Raw genomic sequence first — 17343 nt, forward strand, 5'->3', positions numbered from 1 at the left:
CTAGAAAAAGTTAACCTGCCCCAATATCACTCTATCTTTTGCCCCTGTTGCCGATGGAATATTATTATAGCTATTGTTAAGAGTTTCATTTCCTAACACAGCAAAGGCTATAGCTTCTTTTGCATCACTACTATGCCCAATATCTTCAAATGTGAAGACTTCGACATCTATCAGTTTTTTAATAGTTTCTATCAAAAATATATTATACGCCCCTCCCCCAGTGAAAATTATTTCATCCAACTCAACTTTATCAAACACAAAATCATTATATGCTTTGGCTATACTCTCCGCGGTAAATATAGTTAACGTATGAACTATATCTTTAGGATTGCTTTGCTTATATTTATCAAGAATATAATCTGTATACCCAATACCAAAAAGCTCTCTACCCGTTGATTTTGGTGGATTCAGAGCTAAATATGGATTTTGCAAAAGCTCTTGCAACATATCTACAATAACTGTACCAGAAGCTGCTATTTCGCCATCTTTATCATAATCTCGATTAAACAAAACTTCCATTGCCCTATTTATCATCATATTACCTGGACCAGTGTCAAATGCATATATATCATTAATATTTGCATTTCTAGGAATAATTGTAGTATTAGCTATTCCACCAATATTATGTAGAGCACGTGATTTATTTTTATCACTATAAAGGATATAATCCACATAAGGTACCAAAGGGGCTCCATCTCCTCCAGCTGCAATATCTCCGGCTCTAAAATTTGACACAACTGTTGTTTTACATTCATAAGCTATCGTCGCAGCATCACCCAACTGTAATGATGATTTAATAAATCCATCTTCTTTTTTTGCCTGGTGATATATAGTTTGCCCATGACTAGCTATGAACTCGATATCTTCTAATTTTAGGTTATTTACAGCTACTGATTTCTTTACAGCATTAGCATATTCAATTCCAAGCTTAAAATTAAGACTACATAATAGCTGAACATTACTTCTTGTTAAATCTAAAGACTGCTTAATATCGTTTAATAAATCTTCTGAGTATGAATATGTTCTAAAACTGACTAATTTAATATCAGTATCCAGTCCATGGCCTTTAATCTTACATAAAGCCACATCAATTCCATCTAGCGATGTTCCAGACATAATTCCAATACAGTATTTATACTCATTCATCCTTGATATCCCAATAGTAAAATCTTAATTTTATTATAACCTACTAGCTAATTTACAGACACTGATTATTTCAATTTTTGAAATCATGTTACATTTTAGAATTGCTCTTTCTTAGACTTGTTTACATATATAACTTTGTTTATCCTAAAGTTAGAAACAATTTTTTGTTAATCATATGAAATACTTTCAGCTCAAGCTTTCGCTATTTCTCATCTTCTTTATTAGCGCTATTTTACTTAATAGTGTTGGTATTGTGATTCTACAATCGGTCACTCATTATCAGGTCACAGAAGTTCAAGCAAGTATTCTTGAGGCATGCAAAGATCTTACTATAGCAATAGTTTCATTTGCTATTTGTTCATTTATTCCAAGATTTGGTTATAAGAATGCTATGCTTTTAGGACTAGCAATTATTGCTACAGGATGTATTACCATGGCAAGCCTAGATAGTTTCTTTACAGCTAAACTACTATTTGTTTTAATAGGCGTAGCTTTTGCTCTTATCAAAGTATCTGTATATTCAACTGTTGGATTAATTACCAATGACTCAAAAGCACATGCTAGCTTAATGAGTCTATTAGAGGGTGTCTTTCAGGTTGGGGTTGTTTTATGTTTTTTTGTATTTAGCATATTTATTCACTTTGGTAACTGGCTTGGCACATACTGGTTATTAGCTGGCTTATGCTTAGTTGCATTTTTGCTACTTTTATTTACCAAACTTGATGAATCAGCAGTACAAACATCTAAAAATTCTAATTTTCTAGCAGATACTTTAAGTATGCTAAAACTCATAAAACTACCAATTGTGATGTTATTTATAATTAGTGTATTTTTTTATGTATTTATCGAGCAAGGTGTACAATCTTGGCTTCCAACATTTAACACTAGAGTACTTCACCTTTCTACATCAACCAGTGTCTTTATGGCAAGTATTTTTGCTTTAAGCATAGCTGCTGGTAGAATCACTTTTGGCTTCATAATGAAAAAGATTGACTGGAAAGTAATTATTATCATAGGCCTTATATGCTGTGGAATATTAATAGTATCAACCCTACAACTATCTAAACTAATAGATACTAATAAAACAGATTCTTATATGGCTATAGTTATAGCACTACTGTTTCCTATGATTGGTTTTTTCATGGCTCCAATATATCCAACATTATGTTCAAGCATTCTTAGTAGCCAACCTGAGAACTTACAAAGTGCTATGGCTGGTTTAATAATCATATTTTCTGCTCTAGGTGGTACTATTGGTTCTAGAATAATTAGTGAAATATTTGCACACTTTGGTGGTGTAACAGCATTTTACTGTGTACTTATACCTATAGCACTTTTAGTACTATTAATACCTCCTTATGCTAAACTTCATAGGAATAAATAATTATGTCTAATAATCAAGAACAACTAATACAACTATCAGGTGAACTTTTTGAAGCAGTTCAATTAAAACCATGTTTTAATGACTCAAAATACTTTGTCGATATGACTCCTAAAAGATCTTCTAAAGATATCTTAAAAGATTACAGAAAACTTAGAGACTCTGATAATTTTGATCTTAAGGCTTTTGTTGAGGATAACTTTTACCCTCCAGTATCGGAAAAAACTTTTGATAATAGTAAAGAATTATCTCTATCATCTTATATCAAACAAATGTGGCATTTTTTACATCAATCATCAGATGAAAAAAACTCGCTAAGTTCTCTTATAGCACTTCCAAAACCTTATATAATCCCTGGTGGAAGATTTAGAGAGGTTTATTATTGGGACTGCTACTTTACTTGTGAAGGTTTACGAGTTGATGGCGAAATACAGATGATTAAAGATATTGCAGATAACTTTGCATATTTAATAGATACTATTGGCTTTGTACCAAATGCAAATAGAAAATACTATCTAACTCGTTCGCAACCACCTCTATTTTACTTAATCGTAAATATCTTATATCAAGAACTAGGTATTTCCGCTATTGAAAAATATTTACCAACTTTAGAAAAAGAATATTCATTTTGGATGAATACTCAAAGAAATGTAAACGGTTTAAATAGATATTGGGATGAGTCTACCACCCCTAGACCAGAATCATATCGCGAAGATATTGAGCATGCGCAAAATATAACAAATAAACCAGACTTCTATCGTAACATCCGTGCAGCTTGTGAATCTGGGTGGGATTTTTCTAGTCGTTGGTTTGCTAATACAAATGACTTTAGTACTATTCAAACAATAGATATTCTACCTATTGATTTAAATAGCTATCTATATGGATTAGAGAATCTATTAAGTAAATGGTTCACTGAAATTTCAGACCAAGAAAAAACGACTAAATATTTAGAGTTAGCTGAAAAAAGAAAAAAACTTATCCAAAATACTTTTTGGGATAATAAAAAAGATTTTTTTTATGATCTAAATACTAAGACAAATAAGATTACTAGCATTACAAGCTTAGCAGGAGTGACACCACTATTCTTAAGTATAGCTACTCAAGAACAGGCTCAAAAGGTAGCTAAGGTTATAGAAAATCAATTTTTAACAGAGCATGGACTTATTACAACAACTTTAAATACTTCTCAACAATGGGATTCTCCAAATGGCTGGGCACCATTACATTTTGAAGCTGTTATAGGTTTAAGAAATTATGGTTTTGACAAGCTTGCAGAAACCATTGCTAAAAGATTTGTAAATACAGTTAATCAGAAATTTAAAGAGACTGGAAAAATCCGTGAAAAGTATGATGTAGTTGATCCCAAAGCAAATGCTGGTGGTGGAGAATATATAGTACAAGATGGCTTCGGTTGGACAAATGGCGTTGTCGCAAGCTTTATCAAAATGTATAAATTATAAATATACAGAATCTTAACATTCTTAAACCATTAAGAATACCAAGCTAAATTAATGTAACTAATTAAAAAAATTCTTGCTGAAAATATAGAAAAATTAGAAAGAAATATTATTTCACGATTGGATCAAGTTCACCACTTTCATAACGTTGGAACATTGTTTCAAGTGAAATTGGCTTAATTTTACTAGCCATACCAGCACTACCAAATGCTTCATATCTAGCTTGACAGATTTCTGACATTGCTGCTTTTGCTACTGCATTATATTTACGTGGATCGAATTCAGCAGGATTTTCTGCCATAAATCTTCTAATCGCTCCAGTAGCAGCCATACGTAAATCAGTATCAATATTTACCTTACGCACACCATACTTAATTGCTTCAACGATTTCCTCTACTGGCACGCCATAAGTCTCACCCATAGCACCACCATAAGTGTTGATTACTTCTAACCAATCTTGAGGTACTGAAGATGATCCATGCATTACTAAGTGAGTATCAGGAATTCTTGCATGAATTTCTTTTACTCTCTTAATAGATAGTACATCACCTGTAGGTGGCTTAGTGAACTTATAAGCACCGTGAGAAGTACCTATAGCAATTGCTAAAGCATCAACTTTTGTTTTCTTAACGAAATCAGCAGCTTCTTCTGGATCTGTAAGCATTTGATCCATAGACAAAGTACCCTCAGCACCAACACCATCTTCTTCTCCTGCTTGTCCAGTTTCTAATGAACCAAGACATCCAAGCTCACCTTCAACTGATACACCACAAGCGTGAGCCATATCAGAAACAGTTTTTGTAACATTAACATTATACTCATAATCAGAAGGAGTTTTACCATCTGATTTTAATGAGCCATCCATCATTACAGATGAAAAACCTAATTGAATAGATCTTTGGCAAACAGATGGAGATGTACCATGATCTTGGTGCATACAAACTGGAATATGAGGATACTCTTCAATCGCTGCAAGAACTAAGTGTCTTATAAATGGAGCTCCTGCATACTTTCTTGCACCCGCAGAACCTTGTAGAATAACTGGTGAGTTAACTCTATCAGCAGCTTCCATAACAGCTCTTACTTGCTCAAGATTATTTACATTAAATGCTGGCAACCCATATCCATGCTCTGCAGCATGATCCAATAGTTGACGCAATGAAACTAAAGCCATGTTTATCTCCTTATCTTACTTGACCTGCAATTATTACTTTAATTTTATTTGTGCTTCCATGTACACCCATACTATCACCACTTGTTAAAACAAGAATGTCACCATCCTTGGCCAAGCCTCTGCTTTCCAACTCCATAGAAGCAGATCTATTGACATACAGCTTAGACATTCTAGTAGAGTCAAAATATAGAGGAACAACTCCTCTAAACAATGTCATTGCTCCTAATGTTGTAGCATTACGTGATAGTGCATAAATAGATAAATCAGAATTTATACGTGACATCCAGCGTGAAGTATTCCCACCCTCTGTCAATACAATTAAACCTTTTGCTCCAATGTCATTGGCTATTTTAACAGCAGCGACTGATACAGCATGATCCACTCTATCACAATCAGCAATTTTTTGCTTTTTAGTAATATGCGTATACTTACTTCTTTCTGCAGACTCACAAATTCTTGACATTGCAGAAATAGTTTCAACAGGATACTTACCAACAGCTGTTTCAGCTGATAACATCACTGCATCAGTACCATCAAATACAGCATTTGCTACATCAGATGCTTCAGCACGAGTAGGAGATGAATTCTCAATCATTGACTCCATCATTTGAGTAGCTGTGATAGAACCCTTCTCATTTCTTCTGGCTGTACTAATAATTAATTTCTGTACAGTAGGGACATTTTCATCGCCGATTTCAACAGCTAAATCACCACGAGCCACCATCACAAGATCAGAAGCGTCAACAATGCCTTTGAGGTTATCTTCTAATACGGCTTCTGCTCGCTCGATTTTAGCAACCATTGCAGGCTTCCAACCAGCCTCATTAACAAGCTGGCGAGCATATTCCATATCTTTGCCATCTCTAACAAATGAAACAGCTAAGAAATCCACCTGAAGCATAGCTGCTACTTTGATATCTTGCTTATCTTTATCTGTTAAAGCTGGTGCAGTAAGTCCACCGCCTTTTTTGTTGATCCCTTTGTTATTAGAAACTTTACCACCGATAACAACTTTTGTTACAGCTTTGTTACCTTTAACAGAATCAACTTCTAGAACAATTTTACCATCATCCACCAATAGTATATCGCCCTTCTTAACATCTTGAATGAGCTCTTTATAGTCAATACCAACTGTATTTTCATCACCATCTTCGATACCAAGATCTGCATCAAGTGTGAATTTTTGACCTTTCTTGATTATCACAGAACCATTCTTGAACTTCGATAGTCTTATTTTTGGACCTTGTAAGTCCGCTAAAATACCGACATAAGTATCTTGTTCTTTTGCAATTTGACGTATCAGATCAACTCTTTTACGATGATCTTCAGCAGATCCATGCGAAAAATTACATCTTACCGCATTAACACCTGCTTTAATCATCTCTGTCAACGCTTCTCTAGATTCACTAGCAGGACCAAGCGTAGCTAAAATTTTCGTTCTTCTCATATAAATAACCTACAGTTATATAGTTGCTTTCTCTTTCAATATTTCTACAGCAGGTAGTTTCTTACCTTCAAGAAACTCTAAAAATGCTCCACCAGCAGTTGATATATAAGACACTTTTTCTTTAATATCAAATTTCTCAATCGCTGCAATAGTATCACCACCGCCTGCAACAGAGAAAGCATCTGATTCAGCTATCGCTAATGATAGAGCTTTTGTACCTTCTGCAAAATTATCAAATTCAAATACTCCTACAGGACCATTCCATAGAATAGTGTTAGCAGATTTTAAAAGCTCTGCAATATTTCTTTCAGACTTTGGACCTATATCTAGTATCATTTCATCATCAGCAACATCAGCAACATCTTTAACTACTGCAACAGCATTTTCGCTAAACTCTTTGGCAACTCTTACATCTACCGGTACAGGTATGTTTACACCAAACTCTTTCGCTTTTGCCAAGATATCTTTAGCTTCACCAACTAGATCTTCTTCATATAGTGAATTACCAATATTAAATCCTTCAGCTTTTATGAAAGTGTTTGCAATACCTCCACCAACAATAAGAATCTCAACCTTATCAAGAAGATTGTGTAAAACAGATAACTTTGTTGAAACTTTAGATCCACCAACTATAGCAGCCATTGGTTTCTTAGGAGCCTTCAAAGCTTTTTCTAGTGCTTTGATTTCATTAGCCAAAAGTAGACCGGCACACGCTACAGGCACATACTTAGCTACTCCATAAGTCGATGCTTGAGCTCTATGAGCTGTAGCAAATGCATCCATAACAAACACATCACCAAGACTTGCTATTTTTTTTGATAGCTCATCGTCAGACTTTTTCTCACCTTTATTGAAACGTACATTATCACACATAACAATTTCACCAGCTTTAGCATCAACACCATTTAGCCAATCTTTAGCAAATCTAACTGGTTTTTTGATGATTTGGGATAATGCTTCAGCAACAGGTTCAAGTGAAAACTGAGAGTCATACTCGCCTTCTGTAGGGCGACCAAGATGTGACATTAAAATCACTGCTCCACCTTGATCTAAAATATACTGAATAGTTGGAGTAGCTGCCTCTATTCTGACTTTGCTTGTAACCTTGCCATCTTTGACAGGCACATTAAAGTCAACACGAACTAAGACTTTCTTATTCTTAAGATCAACATCTTTTAATGTTAGAAAACTCATTTATACCACCTATAAGTGTTTACAGAGCTCCAAAGTACTCTACTACTCTTACCATTTGATTTGTATATGACATTTCATTATCATACCAAGATACAACTTTAACTAGAGACTTATCTCCAAGTGAAGTAACTTTAGTTTGAGTTGCATCAAATAATGATCCTTCAGAAATTCCTACGATATCACTAGATACCAACTCTTCTTCTGTATAACCAAAAGATTCATTAGCAGCGGCTTTCATAGCAGCATTTACATCTTCAGCTGTTACACTCTTAGACACTACAGCAACTAGTTCTGTTAATGACCCAGTAGGAACAGGAACACGCTGAGCAGCTCCATCTAGCTTACCTGCAAGTTCAGGAATTACCAAACCAATAGCTTTAGCAGCACCAGTTGAGTTAGGTACAATATTTACAGCTGCAGCTCTTGCACGACGGAAATCATTTTTAGCATGAGGCGCGTCTAAAGTATTTTGGTCACCAGTGTAAGCATGAATAGTTGTCATAAATCCACTTTCAATTGTTGCCAAATCATGAAGACCTTTAGCCATAGGTGCTAAACAGTTAGTTGTACAAGAAGCAGCTGAGATAATTTTCTCATCTGCAGTTAATATATCATGGTTAACACCAAAAACTACTGTTGGCAAATCATTACCAGCAGGAGCTGAAATAACTACTTTTTTAGCACCAGCATCAATATGAGCTTGTGATTTTGCTTTTGATACATAAAAACCTGTACATTCTAATACTAGGTCTACTTTCAATTCACCCCAAGGCAAATTAGCTGCATCTTTTTCAGCATATATTTTAATTTCTTTACCATCTACAACAATAGCATCATCTTTTGCAGTTGTAACAGCTGCTTTTGAAAATCTACCTTGAGCGGAATCATATTTTAATAAATGTGCTAACATTTTTGGATTTGTTAAATCATTGATCGCAACAATCTCTATACCAGCCTTGTCAAACATTTGACGAAAAGCTAAACGACCAATTCTACCGAAACCATTAATTGCAACTCTCATTTTAATCTCCTTAAGATATTATCTTTCGAAAGTTTATTACACATATTTAGCAACTATGTTGCTGATATTTTCTACAGTAAAACCGAAATGCTTAAATAAATCCTCAGCTGGCGCGGACTCACCGAAACTATAAATCCCTTTTACTTCACCACCAGCTTTAGGCATATACTTATACCATCCATCAGGCTGAGCCATCTCAACAAAAATCGCTGGAATATCATCTCTTATTACTGATTTTTTATACTCTTGAGTTTGAGTATCGAAAACGTCGACACATGGAATAGAAGCAACATTAACCTCCACCCCTTTGTCTTCATATTTTTTTGCTACTTTAATAGCTAACTCGACTTCTGAGCCAGTAGCTACAATAGTTAGTCTAGCATCGTTATTATTTCTGACTAAATATCCGCCTTTCACAATATTAGAAACTTGTTCTTTCGTCTGAACCACAGGCTCTAAACCTTGACGCGTTAGTACCATAACACTTGGAGTCTCATTAGACTTAACCGCTTCATTCCAAGCAACCATTGTTTCAATGGTATCTGCTGGTCTCCAAACATTTAAGTTTGGTATCAATCTTAAACTAGGAACGTGCTCAATAGGTTGATGAGTAGGACCATCTTCCCCTAACCCAATTGAATCATGTGACATCACATGCACAACAGGCTGTTTCATAAGAGCAGACATTCTAATAGCATTTCTAGAATAATCACTAAATACTAAGAATGTACCTCCGTATGGCTTTAAACCACCGTATAAACTTAGACCGTTCATAATAGCAGCCATACCAAACTCTCTCACCCCATAAGAAAGATAGTTAGCTCCTTTATCGGTATTGTTCAGCCAAATTGATCCACTCCAATTAGTGTTATTTGATCCTGTTAAATCTGCTGAACCGCCAAACATTTCTGGCATATTATTACACAACACCTCTAAAGCCATCTGAGATGCTTTACGCGTAGCCACTTTTACAGGATTCGCTAATTGTGAAGTAATATATTGATTAACTTCTTGCTCAAGATTTGCAGGCAACTGTTTTTTCAATACTCTATTAAATTCTTCAAACTTAGGATTACTCTTATATAAATCCAATTGTTTCTGCCAATTTGTCTCTAAAGCTTGACCTTTTTCTTTAGCATCCCAGAATTTGTATACATCATTAGGAATTTCAAAAGGAGCATAATTCCAATCAAGCTCTTTTGCAGCAGAGGTTCTTTCTTGCTCACTCAAAGGTGAGCCGTGTACAGAAGCGGTACCAGCCTTTTCTGGAGAGCCAAACCCAATAACCGTTTTACAGCAAACCAAAGTTGGCTTACTTTGTTCAGATTGTGCTTTAACTATAGCTTTTTCGATAGCTTCGAAATTATGACCATCTACATCCTCAATCACATTCCAGCCGTAGGCTTTGAATCTCTCAACTGTATTATCAGTAAACCAACCTTTTGTATCCCCATCTATAGAAATACTATTATCATCCCAAAATGCTATTAATTTATTTAGACCTAAGGTACCAGCTAACGAACACGCTTCATGAGATACTCCTTCCATTAGACACCCATCGCCTAAAAATACATAGGTGTGATGATCTATTACTTTCAAGTCAGATGTATTGTATCTATCTGACAATAGTTTTTCACCTAGTGCCATACCAACAGCATTGGCCACACCTTGACCCAATGGTCCAGTTGTAGTCTCTACACCTGGCGCATAACCATATTCAGGATGACCTGGAGTTTTAGAATGAAGTTGCCTAAAATTTTTAATATCATCAATACTTAAATCATAACCACTAAGATGCAGTAAAGAATATAAAAGCATAGAACCATGACCATTTGAAAGTACAAATCTATCACGATTCGTCCAGCTTGGATTTTGAGGATTGTGTTTAAGAAACTTGGTCCACAAAACTGTAGCGATATCCGCCATACCCATTGGCATACCAGGATGTCCTGACTTGGCTTTAAGTGTTGCATCGATAGATAGAAATCTTATAGCATTTGAAAATTCTCTAGGGATAGATAAAGACATTATTACTTGATCCTTTTACTGTATTGTCAATTTAAAAAAATATAACTAGTAAGATGATACAGTAGAGACTTTCATAAAACAAGAAATGTATATAGAATAGTATAACAATACGACAATGAAAATATAATGTATGAAAGGCAAACATAGCCAGGTAAATTATGGCATATATGCAAAGCAAAAAAGAGACTTAGAAAATATCAATATTGCTGTAGAAAATTTAAACAACATTTCTAAACTTATAGCTAATACAACACACATATTTAACTGCTCATTCTCTTTTTTTGAAGAAAAAAATCATGCGTGCATTAAATATCACATAGACGGTTCACTTAAACTAATTTGCCAAGAATCACTCGAGCAATTTAACTACCCTATCTCTGTGTCAAACAGCATAATAATCACTGAGGATGATAGGCTCGTACAAGACAGCCTACATGAACCGTTCATCTGTGAAAGCGCAATAATAGATTTACAAGATATTATCAAAGAAGAAATACTTTTAGAACTACCCATGGCGCCAAAAAAAGACTCTAGCTCTTGTAAAAAGACAAAAAAACATTCATACTATAGCGAGCAAGAAATTGTTACCGAAGAAAAAGTGAATCCTTTTGAGGTTCTCAAAAAGCTTAAGTAACACAGAATTTAGAATTTAAAATTAAATAAAAGAGGTTATCTAAAAATGGCTGTACAACAAAACAAAAAGAGCAGATCAAAAAGAGACATGAGAAGGTCTCACGATTCTTTAACAACTCAAACTCTATCTACTGATAAGTCTACAGGTGAACTGCACTTAAGACATCATGTTTCGCCAAATGGCTTTTATAAAGGTAAAAAAGTAGTAGATACAAAATCTGAAGACTAATATCATTCCAGTCAACCTTTAGAATCATCTCACACTATTACTTATGCCTTGGTTAGTGAGTATTTAGAAATATATCAATTAGCGACATAGGAAGTTTTATTTATTATGGGTTACAAAATATCTATAGATGCAATGGGTGGAGATAATGGTCTAAACACCACTATCCCAGCAGCTCTTGAAGCAGTTAAGAAAGACTCTAACTTACAAATAGTATTAGTCGGAGACCACCACAAGGTGAAAAGAGCTTTAGACAGATATTCAAAAGTCAAAAAAATAAAACTGCCAGTTTTACAAAGAATTGCCATTCATCATGCTAGCGAAACTGTCGGTATGGATGAGTCTCCATCAATTGCAGTAAGAAAGAAAAAAGATTCTTCAATGCGTGTAGCAATAAACCTTGTTAAAGATGGTACAGTGGATGCATGTGTGAGTGCTGGTAATACAGGCGCATTAATGGCAACCTCCAAATTTGTCTTAAAAACTGTGAACGGTGTAGATCGCCCTGCTATAGTATATGCACTTCCAGCATTTAATAGAGAGACCAAACAGCTCAGCAAAACTTATATGTTAGACTTGGGTGCGAACGTGGTTTGCTCTTCTGAACAGCTTTTCCAATTCGCAATCATGGGCTCAATACTTGCTGCCAGCTCAAAAGGCTTAGCTGAGCCCAGAGTATCTCTGCTAAATATTGGTGAAGAAGAGATGAAAGGCTTAGATAACATCAAAAATGCTTCAAAACTTTTACAGAGTTGTGATTTTATCAATTATCAAGGATATATTGAAGGAAAACATATTTTTGATGATAGTACAGATGTAATTGTATGTGATGGCTTTGTCGGCAATGTTTCCCTTAAAACAATGGAAGGTAGCTTAAGACTTATAGAATCATTAATTAAAAAATCGATTACAGAAACATCGCTACTTATGAAAATACCTGTAATCATGTCTCTACCTTTATTCAAAAAGATGAAAAAAGGAATGAACCTAGATAGTTTTAATGGCGCATCATTATTAGGTTTAACGGGTATTGTCGTTAAAAGTCATGGTAGTGCAAGTGCTAATGCATTTGAAACTGCCATTTATGAAGCAATCAAAGAAATCAAACACAATATACCAAAAACAATTCAAGAATCATTAGAAAAAGTTCTTTAATCACATTCAATCATGATACAATATTTCAAGATAGTAGGCTTTCTTTGGATTGCTTACAATAATAGTTTTTGTTACTAATCTAACTAAATAGGTATGAGTATATAATGTTTTCGCAAATACTTGGTACAGGAAGTTACTTACCTGAAAAAATCTTAACCAATGAAGATATAAGTAAATTTGTTGATACTTCGGACGAATGGATTAAACAAAGAGTTGGTATAGAGAGACGCCATTGTGCAAATGAAAAAGAAACTACAAGTTTCATGGCAACTAAAGCTGCTGAAAAAGCTTTAGAGTCTGCTGAGATTAATGCTAATGACATCGATATGATAATAGTAGCAACGAGCACACCAGATTTTATTATGCCATCGACAGCATCAATGGTACACCAAAACTTAAAGATTGATCATTTTAACGTTAGATGTTTCGATATATCTGCAGCTTGCAGCGGGTTTGTATACGCTCTTGACATAGCAAAACAATATGTAGAAACAGGAACATCAAAAAACATCCTAGTAATTGGCGCTGAGAAAATGACTCGAGTTCTTGACTGGAGTGACCGCTCTACCTGTGTACTTTTTGGTGATGGTGCTGGTGCTGTTGTTATCTCAACCAGTCATGAGAAGAAGATTTTATCATCTTTACTTTATACTGATGGTTCATGTCTAGATATGCTAAATGTGCCTAACAACCTTCCAACATCCAGGGGAGAAGCAATAAACATAGATCCATACTTAATCATGGAAGGAAATAAAGTTTTTAAATTTGCTGTTTCAAGACTTTCATCTCTTGCTGATGATTTAATTAAAGAAGCAGGGATACAGTCTAATGAAATCGACTGGTTAGTACCACATCAAGCAAACTATAGAATATTAAATTCAACTGCTAAGAAAATAGATATGCCTATGTCAAAAGTGGTTACAACACTTCAAGATCATGGTAATACATCGGCAGCCTCAATACCTTTAGCACTAGACCATGCAGTCAGAACAAACCAAATTAAACCTGGCGAGACAATCATCTCAGAAGCATTTGGAGCTGGATTTGTCTGGGGTGGATTTATTGCAAAAATTTAATCTTTTTTTGAAAGTTACTTCAATATCATAAAGGAGAATTATTATGTCAAAAATAGCTGTGGTTTTCCCAGGTCAAGGCTCACAAAAACTAGGGATGCTTCAAGATTATTATGAAAAATTTGAAACGTTCAGAAGCATTATTGACGAAGCTAAAACACATTTAGGCTACGATCTATGGAATATCATCCAAAATGATGAGCCAACACTAAACAAAACTGAGTTTACTCAGCCAGCATTACTAGCTACAAGTTATGCTATATACAAAGTGCTGAAAGAGCAAAATCCAGAACTCAAAGTGGAATATTTTGCTGGACACAGCCTAGGAGAGTACACTGCCCTTCTAGCAGCTGAATGCATCTCATATAAAGATGCCCTGCAGCTAGTATCAACTCGCGGAAAACTAATGCAAAATGCAGTAACTGATAAAGAATGTGCGATGAGTGCAGTCCTAGGGCTGTCAAATGAAGATGTTATAAGTAGCTGTGAAGAAGCTGCTGATGCTGGAGTTGTTGAAGCAGCTAATTTCAACTCAACTGGTCAGGTCGTAATATCTGGTGAAAAAGCTGCTGTTGAAAAAGCGAATATAATTGCAAAAGAAAAAGGTGCTAAAAGAGCACAAATTCTTGCTGTAAGCGTACCATCACACTGCTCACTTATGAAAAATGCTGCTGATAAGTTTGAGTCAGAGCTTGATAATGTAGAATTTAAAGAACCCACTACTGCTATAGTACAAAACTATGATGCAACATCACATGCAACTCCAACAGAGATAAAATCAGCCGTTATTAAACAACTCTACAAGCCTGTACTTTGGACTCAATCAATAGAAGAGTTAGTTAAACTTGGTGTTACTGAAGTTATTGAATGCGGACCTAATAAAGTCTTGTCAGGGCTAATAAAAAGAATCGATAAGTCATTAACTATCAAAGACACTAATAATGTTGATAGTTTAGAAAATATTTAAAAGGAGATTAACAATGTCTTTAAATGGTAAGATTGCTCTAGTTACAGGGGCTAGTAGAGGTATTGGTTTTGAAGTTGCTCAAGCACTAGCGACTAGAGGAGCTATGGTAATAGGCACAGCCACTAGCCAAGGCTCTGCAGAAAAGTTTGAAAATGAAATGAAAAGCAAGGGTTTTCAAGCTAGAGGCCTAGTTTTAAATATCTCTGATATTGAGAGCATCAAAAACTTCTTTGCTGAAGTAAAAGCTGAAAAACTAGTTATAGACATACTAGTTAATAATGCAGGTATAACTAGAGATAATCTAATGATGAGAATGTCAGAGGATGAGTGGGAAGCAGTAATCAACACAAATTTAAGCTCAATTTTCCGCATGTCAAAAGAATGCGTCCGAGGCATGATGAAAAAAAGATGGGGTAGAATCATCTCAATTGGCTCTGTAGTAGGCTCAGCTGGTAACCCTGGACAAACAAACTATTGTGCTGCTAAAGCAGGTGTTATTGGTTTTTCAAAGTCATTAGCTTATGAAGTTGCTACACGCAATATCACAGTAAACGTTGTTGCCCCTGGCTTTATCGCAACTGATATGACAGATAAGCTAACAGATGAACAAAAATCATTCATTTCAACTAAAATACCATCAGGTCAAATGGGTGAACCAAAAGATATCGCAACAACTGTTGCTTTCTTAGCTTCTGATGATGCAAAATACATAACAGGACAAACTATCCACGTAAATGGTGGAATGTATATGGCTTAAATTTTGCAAAGTTATTGCAAAACTGATTAAAAAATAATATCATTGGATTTGAATAGTAATTTTAATTTTTTCAAAACAAAAATAAGAAGGAAAAAAACATGAGCGCAAATGAAGTATATGCTAAAGTAAACTCTATTATCGTTGAGCAACTAGGTGTTAAAGAAGAAGATCTTAAACCAGAAGCTTCTTTCATCGATGACTTAGGTGCTGACTCTTTAGATACAGTTGAACTTGTAATGGCTCTAGAAGAAGAATTCGATACTGAAATTCCAGATGAAGATGCTGAGAAAATCAGAACTGTTAAAGATGTTTACGATTATATCGATTCTAAAGTAAACTAATCAAAATTAATCTCCAAGTCCGTACGATATATTCGTACTTTTTTCTAAATGAATATAAACAGGTTAATTTAAATTATGAAATCTAATCGTAGAGTAGTTGTTACTGGCCTTGGTATGGTAACACCTTTAGGAAATGATGTCCCTACAACTTGGGCTAATATTTTGGCTGGTAAGAGTGGTGTAGAAACATTAACTGGTTTCGATACACCTGCTCCAGATATTAGCGAATTTAAAGTTAGGTTTGCAGCAAGGATTAAGAACTTTGATGTAAATGCACTTGTAGGCAAGAAAGATGCCAAAAGAGTAGATCCTTTCTGCTACTATGGTATTGCTGCTGCTAATGAAGCTTTAAAAGATGCTGGTATTGATAAGGTATCTGAAGAAGATTCATATAAGTTTGGTGTTTGTGTCAGTTCTGGTATTGGTGGTATCGAAACATTAGAGACTACTAAATCTATAATAGATACAAAAGGACCTTCTAAAATATCACCATTCTGTATTCCATCGTCTATTGTTAATATGCTATCTGGTATTATTTCAATAAACCATGGTTTACGTGGACCTAATGTTCCTATAGTTACAGCTTGTACAACTGGTACTCACAACATCGGTATGGCTGCAAGATTAATTGCTAGCGGTGATGCAGATGCTATGCTTGCTGGTGGTTCTGAGAAGGCTAGTAACGCTATAGGCATGGGTGGATTCGCTGCAGCTAGAGCATTATCAACTCGTAATGATGATCCTCAAGGTGCTTCTAGACCTTGGGATAGAGATAGAGATGGTTTTGTTCTAGGTGATGGTGCTGGTGTTGTTGTACTCGAAGAGTATGAAAAGGCTAAAGCACGTGGAGCTAAGATATATGCTGAAGTACTTGGCTTTGGTATGTCTGCTGATGGCTATCACATGACTATGCCATATGCTCCAGGACAAGAGAGATGTATACAAAACGCTTTGGCAGATGCTGGTCTTGAAAATGATCCTGATGCTATTGACTATGTAAATGCTCATGGCACCTCTACTCCTCTAGGCGACGTACAAGAATCTCAAGTTGCAGAAAAAATAATTGGCCAGTATAGAAAAGATCTTGTAATGAGCTCTACGAAGTCTATGACTGGACACTTGTTAGGTGCTGCTGGTGCAATTGAATCAATATTCAGTGTACTATCGATAAAAGATCAAGTAGCTCCTCCTACAATTAACCTTCAGGACCTAGACGATGGTTGTAATTTAGATTATGCTGCTAATGCTGCTAAGAAAATGAAGATTGATTATGTACTTAATAACTCTTTTGGGTTCGGTGGTACAAATGGATCAGTCATTTTCAAAAAAGTTTAATTTAG

The 17343-nt window shown here is 35.2% G+C and carries 16 protein-coding genes; 10 read left to right on the forward strand and 6 right to left on the reverse strand.

Annotation, left to right across the window (positions count from 1 at the left end):
- Positions 1 to 1146, reverse strand: coding sequence for an anhydro-N-acetylmuramic acid kinase AnmK (anmK, locus tag FQ699_RS00080; protein WP_146420604.1), 1146 nt, complete (start codon positions 1144 to 1146; stop codon positions 1 to 3).
- 253 nt (positions 1147 to 1399) lie between these two features.
- Here anmK and FQ699_RS00085 point away from each other — a divergent pair, with 253 nt between their 5' ends.
- Positions 1400 to 2530, forward strand: coding sequence for an MFS transporter (locus FQ699_RS00085; protein WP_257217868.1), 1131 nt, complete (start codon positions 1400 to 1402; stop codon positions 2528 to 2530).
- 2 nt (positions 2531 to 2532) lie between these two features.
- Complete coding sequence (locus FQ699_RS00090) at positions 2533 to 3990, forward strand: trehalase family glycosidase (protein ID WP_146420606.1); 1458 nt, start codon at positions 2533 to 2535, stop codon at positions 3988 to 3990.
- Between the two features lie 106 nt (positions 3991 to 4096).
- On the opposite strand, the gene fba is transcribed toward FQ699_RS00090, so the two are convergent.
- From fba to tkt, 5 genes are read right to left on the reverse strand one after another with little or no spacing between them, the layout of a single operon-like run.
- Positions 4097 to 5161: a class II fructose-bisphosphate aldolase gene (gene fba / locus FQ699_RS00095; protein WP_013922760.1), complete on the reverse strand. Its 1065-nt coding sequence runs from the start codon at positions 5159 to 5161 to the stop codon at positions 4097 to 4099.
- 10 nt (positions 5162 to 5171) lie between these two features.
- Entirely contained in the window at positions 5172 to 6608 is a 1437-nt protein-coding gene (gene pyk, locus FQ699_RS00100) for a pyruvate kinase (protein WP_146420607.1), read from the reverse strand.
- 15 nt (positions 6609 to 6623) lie between these two features.
- Positions 6624 to 7802 carry a phosphoglycerate kinase gene (locus tag FQ699_RS00105; protein ID WP_146420608.1) on the reverse strand — a complete coding sequence of 393 codons (1179 nt, stop codon included), beginning with the start codon at positions 7800 to 7802 and terminating at the stop codon, positions 6624 to 6626.
- A gap of 19 nt (positions 7803 to 7821) precedes the next feature.
- On the reverse strand, positions 7822 to 8823 hold the full coding sequence (gap, locus tag FQ699_RS00110; RefSeq protein ID WP_004287378.1) for a type I glyceraldehyde-3-phosphate dehydrogenase: 1002 nt from the start codon (positions 8821 to 8823) through the stop codon (positions 7822 to 7824).
- Between the two features lie 36 nt (positions 8824 to 8859).
- Entirely contained in the window at positions 8860 to 10851 is a 1992-nt protein-coding gene (tkt, locus tag FQ699_RS00115) for a transketolase (RefSeq protein WP_146420609.1), read from the reverse strand.
- A 130-nt stretch (positions 10852 to 10981) separates the two neighbouring features.
- Between tkt and FQ699_RS00120 the strand changes: the two genes are divergently transcribed.
- The 8 genes from FQ699_RS00120 (at position 10982) to fabF (ending at position 17338) form a co-directional block, all read left to right on the forward strand.
- Positions 10982 to 11485, forward strand: coding sequence for a YceD family protein (locus FQ699_RS00120; RefSeq protein WP_013922755.1), 504 nt, complete (start codon positions 10982 to 10984; stop codon positions 11483 to 11485).
- 45 nt (positions 11486 to 11530) lie between these two features.
- Positions 11531 to 11713 carry a 50S ribosomal protein L32 gene (rpmF, locus tag FQ699_RS00125; RefSeq protein ID WP_146420610.1) on the forward strand — a complete coding sequence of 61 codons (183 nt, stop codon included), beginning with the start codon at positions 11531 to 11533 and terminating at the stop codon, positions 11711 to 11713.
- A 105-nt stretch (positions 11714 to 11818) separates the two neighbouring features.
- Positions 11819 to 12865 carry a phosphate acyltransferase PlsX gene (plsX, locus tag FQ699_RS00130; RefSeq protein ID WP_013922753.1) on the forward strand — a complete coding sequence of 349 codons (1047 nt, stop codon included), beginning with the start codon at positions 11819 to 11821 and terminating at the stop codon, positions 12863 to 12865.
- A 104-nt stretch (positions 12866 to 12969) separates the two neighbouring features.
- Positions 12970 to 13941: a beta-ketoacyl-ACP synthase III gene (locus FQ699_RS00135; protein ID WP_146420611.1), complete on the forward strand. Its 972-nt coding sequence runs from the start codon at positions 12970 to 12972 to the stop codon at positions 13939 to 13941.
- Positions 13942 to 13984: 43 nt separating this feature from the next.
- Positions 13985 to 14905 (forward strand): ACP S-malonyltransferase, encoded by a 921-nt coding sequence (gene fabD, locus FQ699_RS00140; protein ID WP_146420612.1) that lies wholly within the window; start codon positions 13985 to 13987, stop codon positions 14903 to 14905.
- Between the two features lie 13 nt (positions 14906 to 14918).
- On the forward strand, positions 14919 to 15662 hold the full coding sequence (fabG, locus tag FQ699_RS00145; protein WP_146420613.1) for a 3-oxoacyl-ACP reductase FabG: 744 nt from the start codon (positions 14919 to 14921) through the stop codon (positions 15660 to 15662).
- A 98-nt stretch (positions 15663 to 15760) separates the two neighbouring features.
- Positions 15761 to 16003 (forward strand): acyl carrier protein, encoded by a 243-nt coding sequence (acpP, locus tag FQ699_RS00150; RefSeq protein ID WP_004287370.1) that lies wholly within the window; start codon positions 15761 to 15763, stop codon positions 16001 to 16003.
- 75 nt (positions 16004 to 16078) lie between these two features.
- Positions 16079 to 17338 (forward strand): beta-ketoacyl-ACP synthase II, encoded by a 1260-nt coding sequence (fabF, locus tag FQ699_RS00155; protein ID WP_146420614.1) that lies wholly within the window; start codon positions 16079 to 16081, stop codon positions 17336 to 17338.
- Positions 17339 to 17343: the final 5 nt, after the last annotated feature.

Source organism: Francisella salimarina (assembly GCF_007923265.1).
GTDB lineage: Bacteria > Pseudomonadota > Gammaproteobacteria > Francisellales > Francisellaceae > Francisella > Francisella salimarina.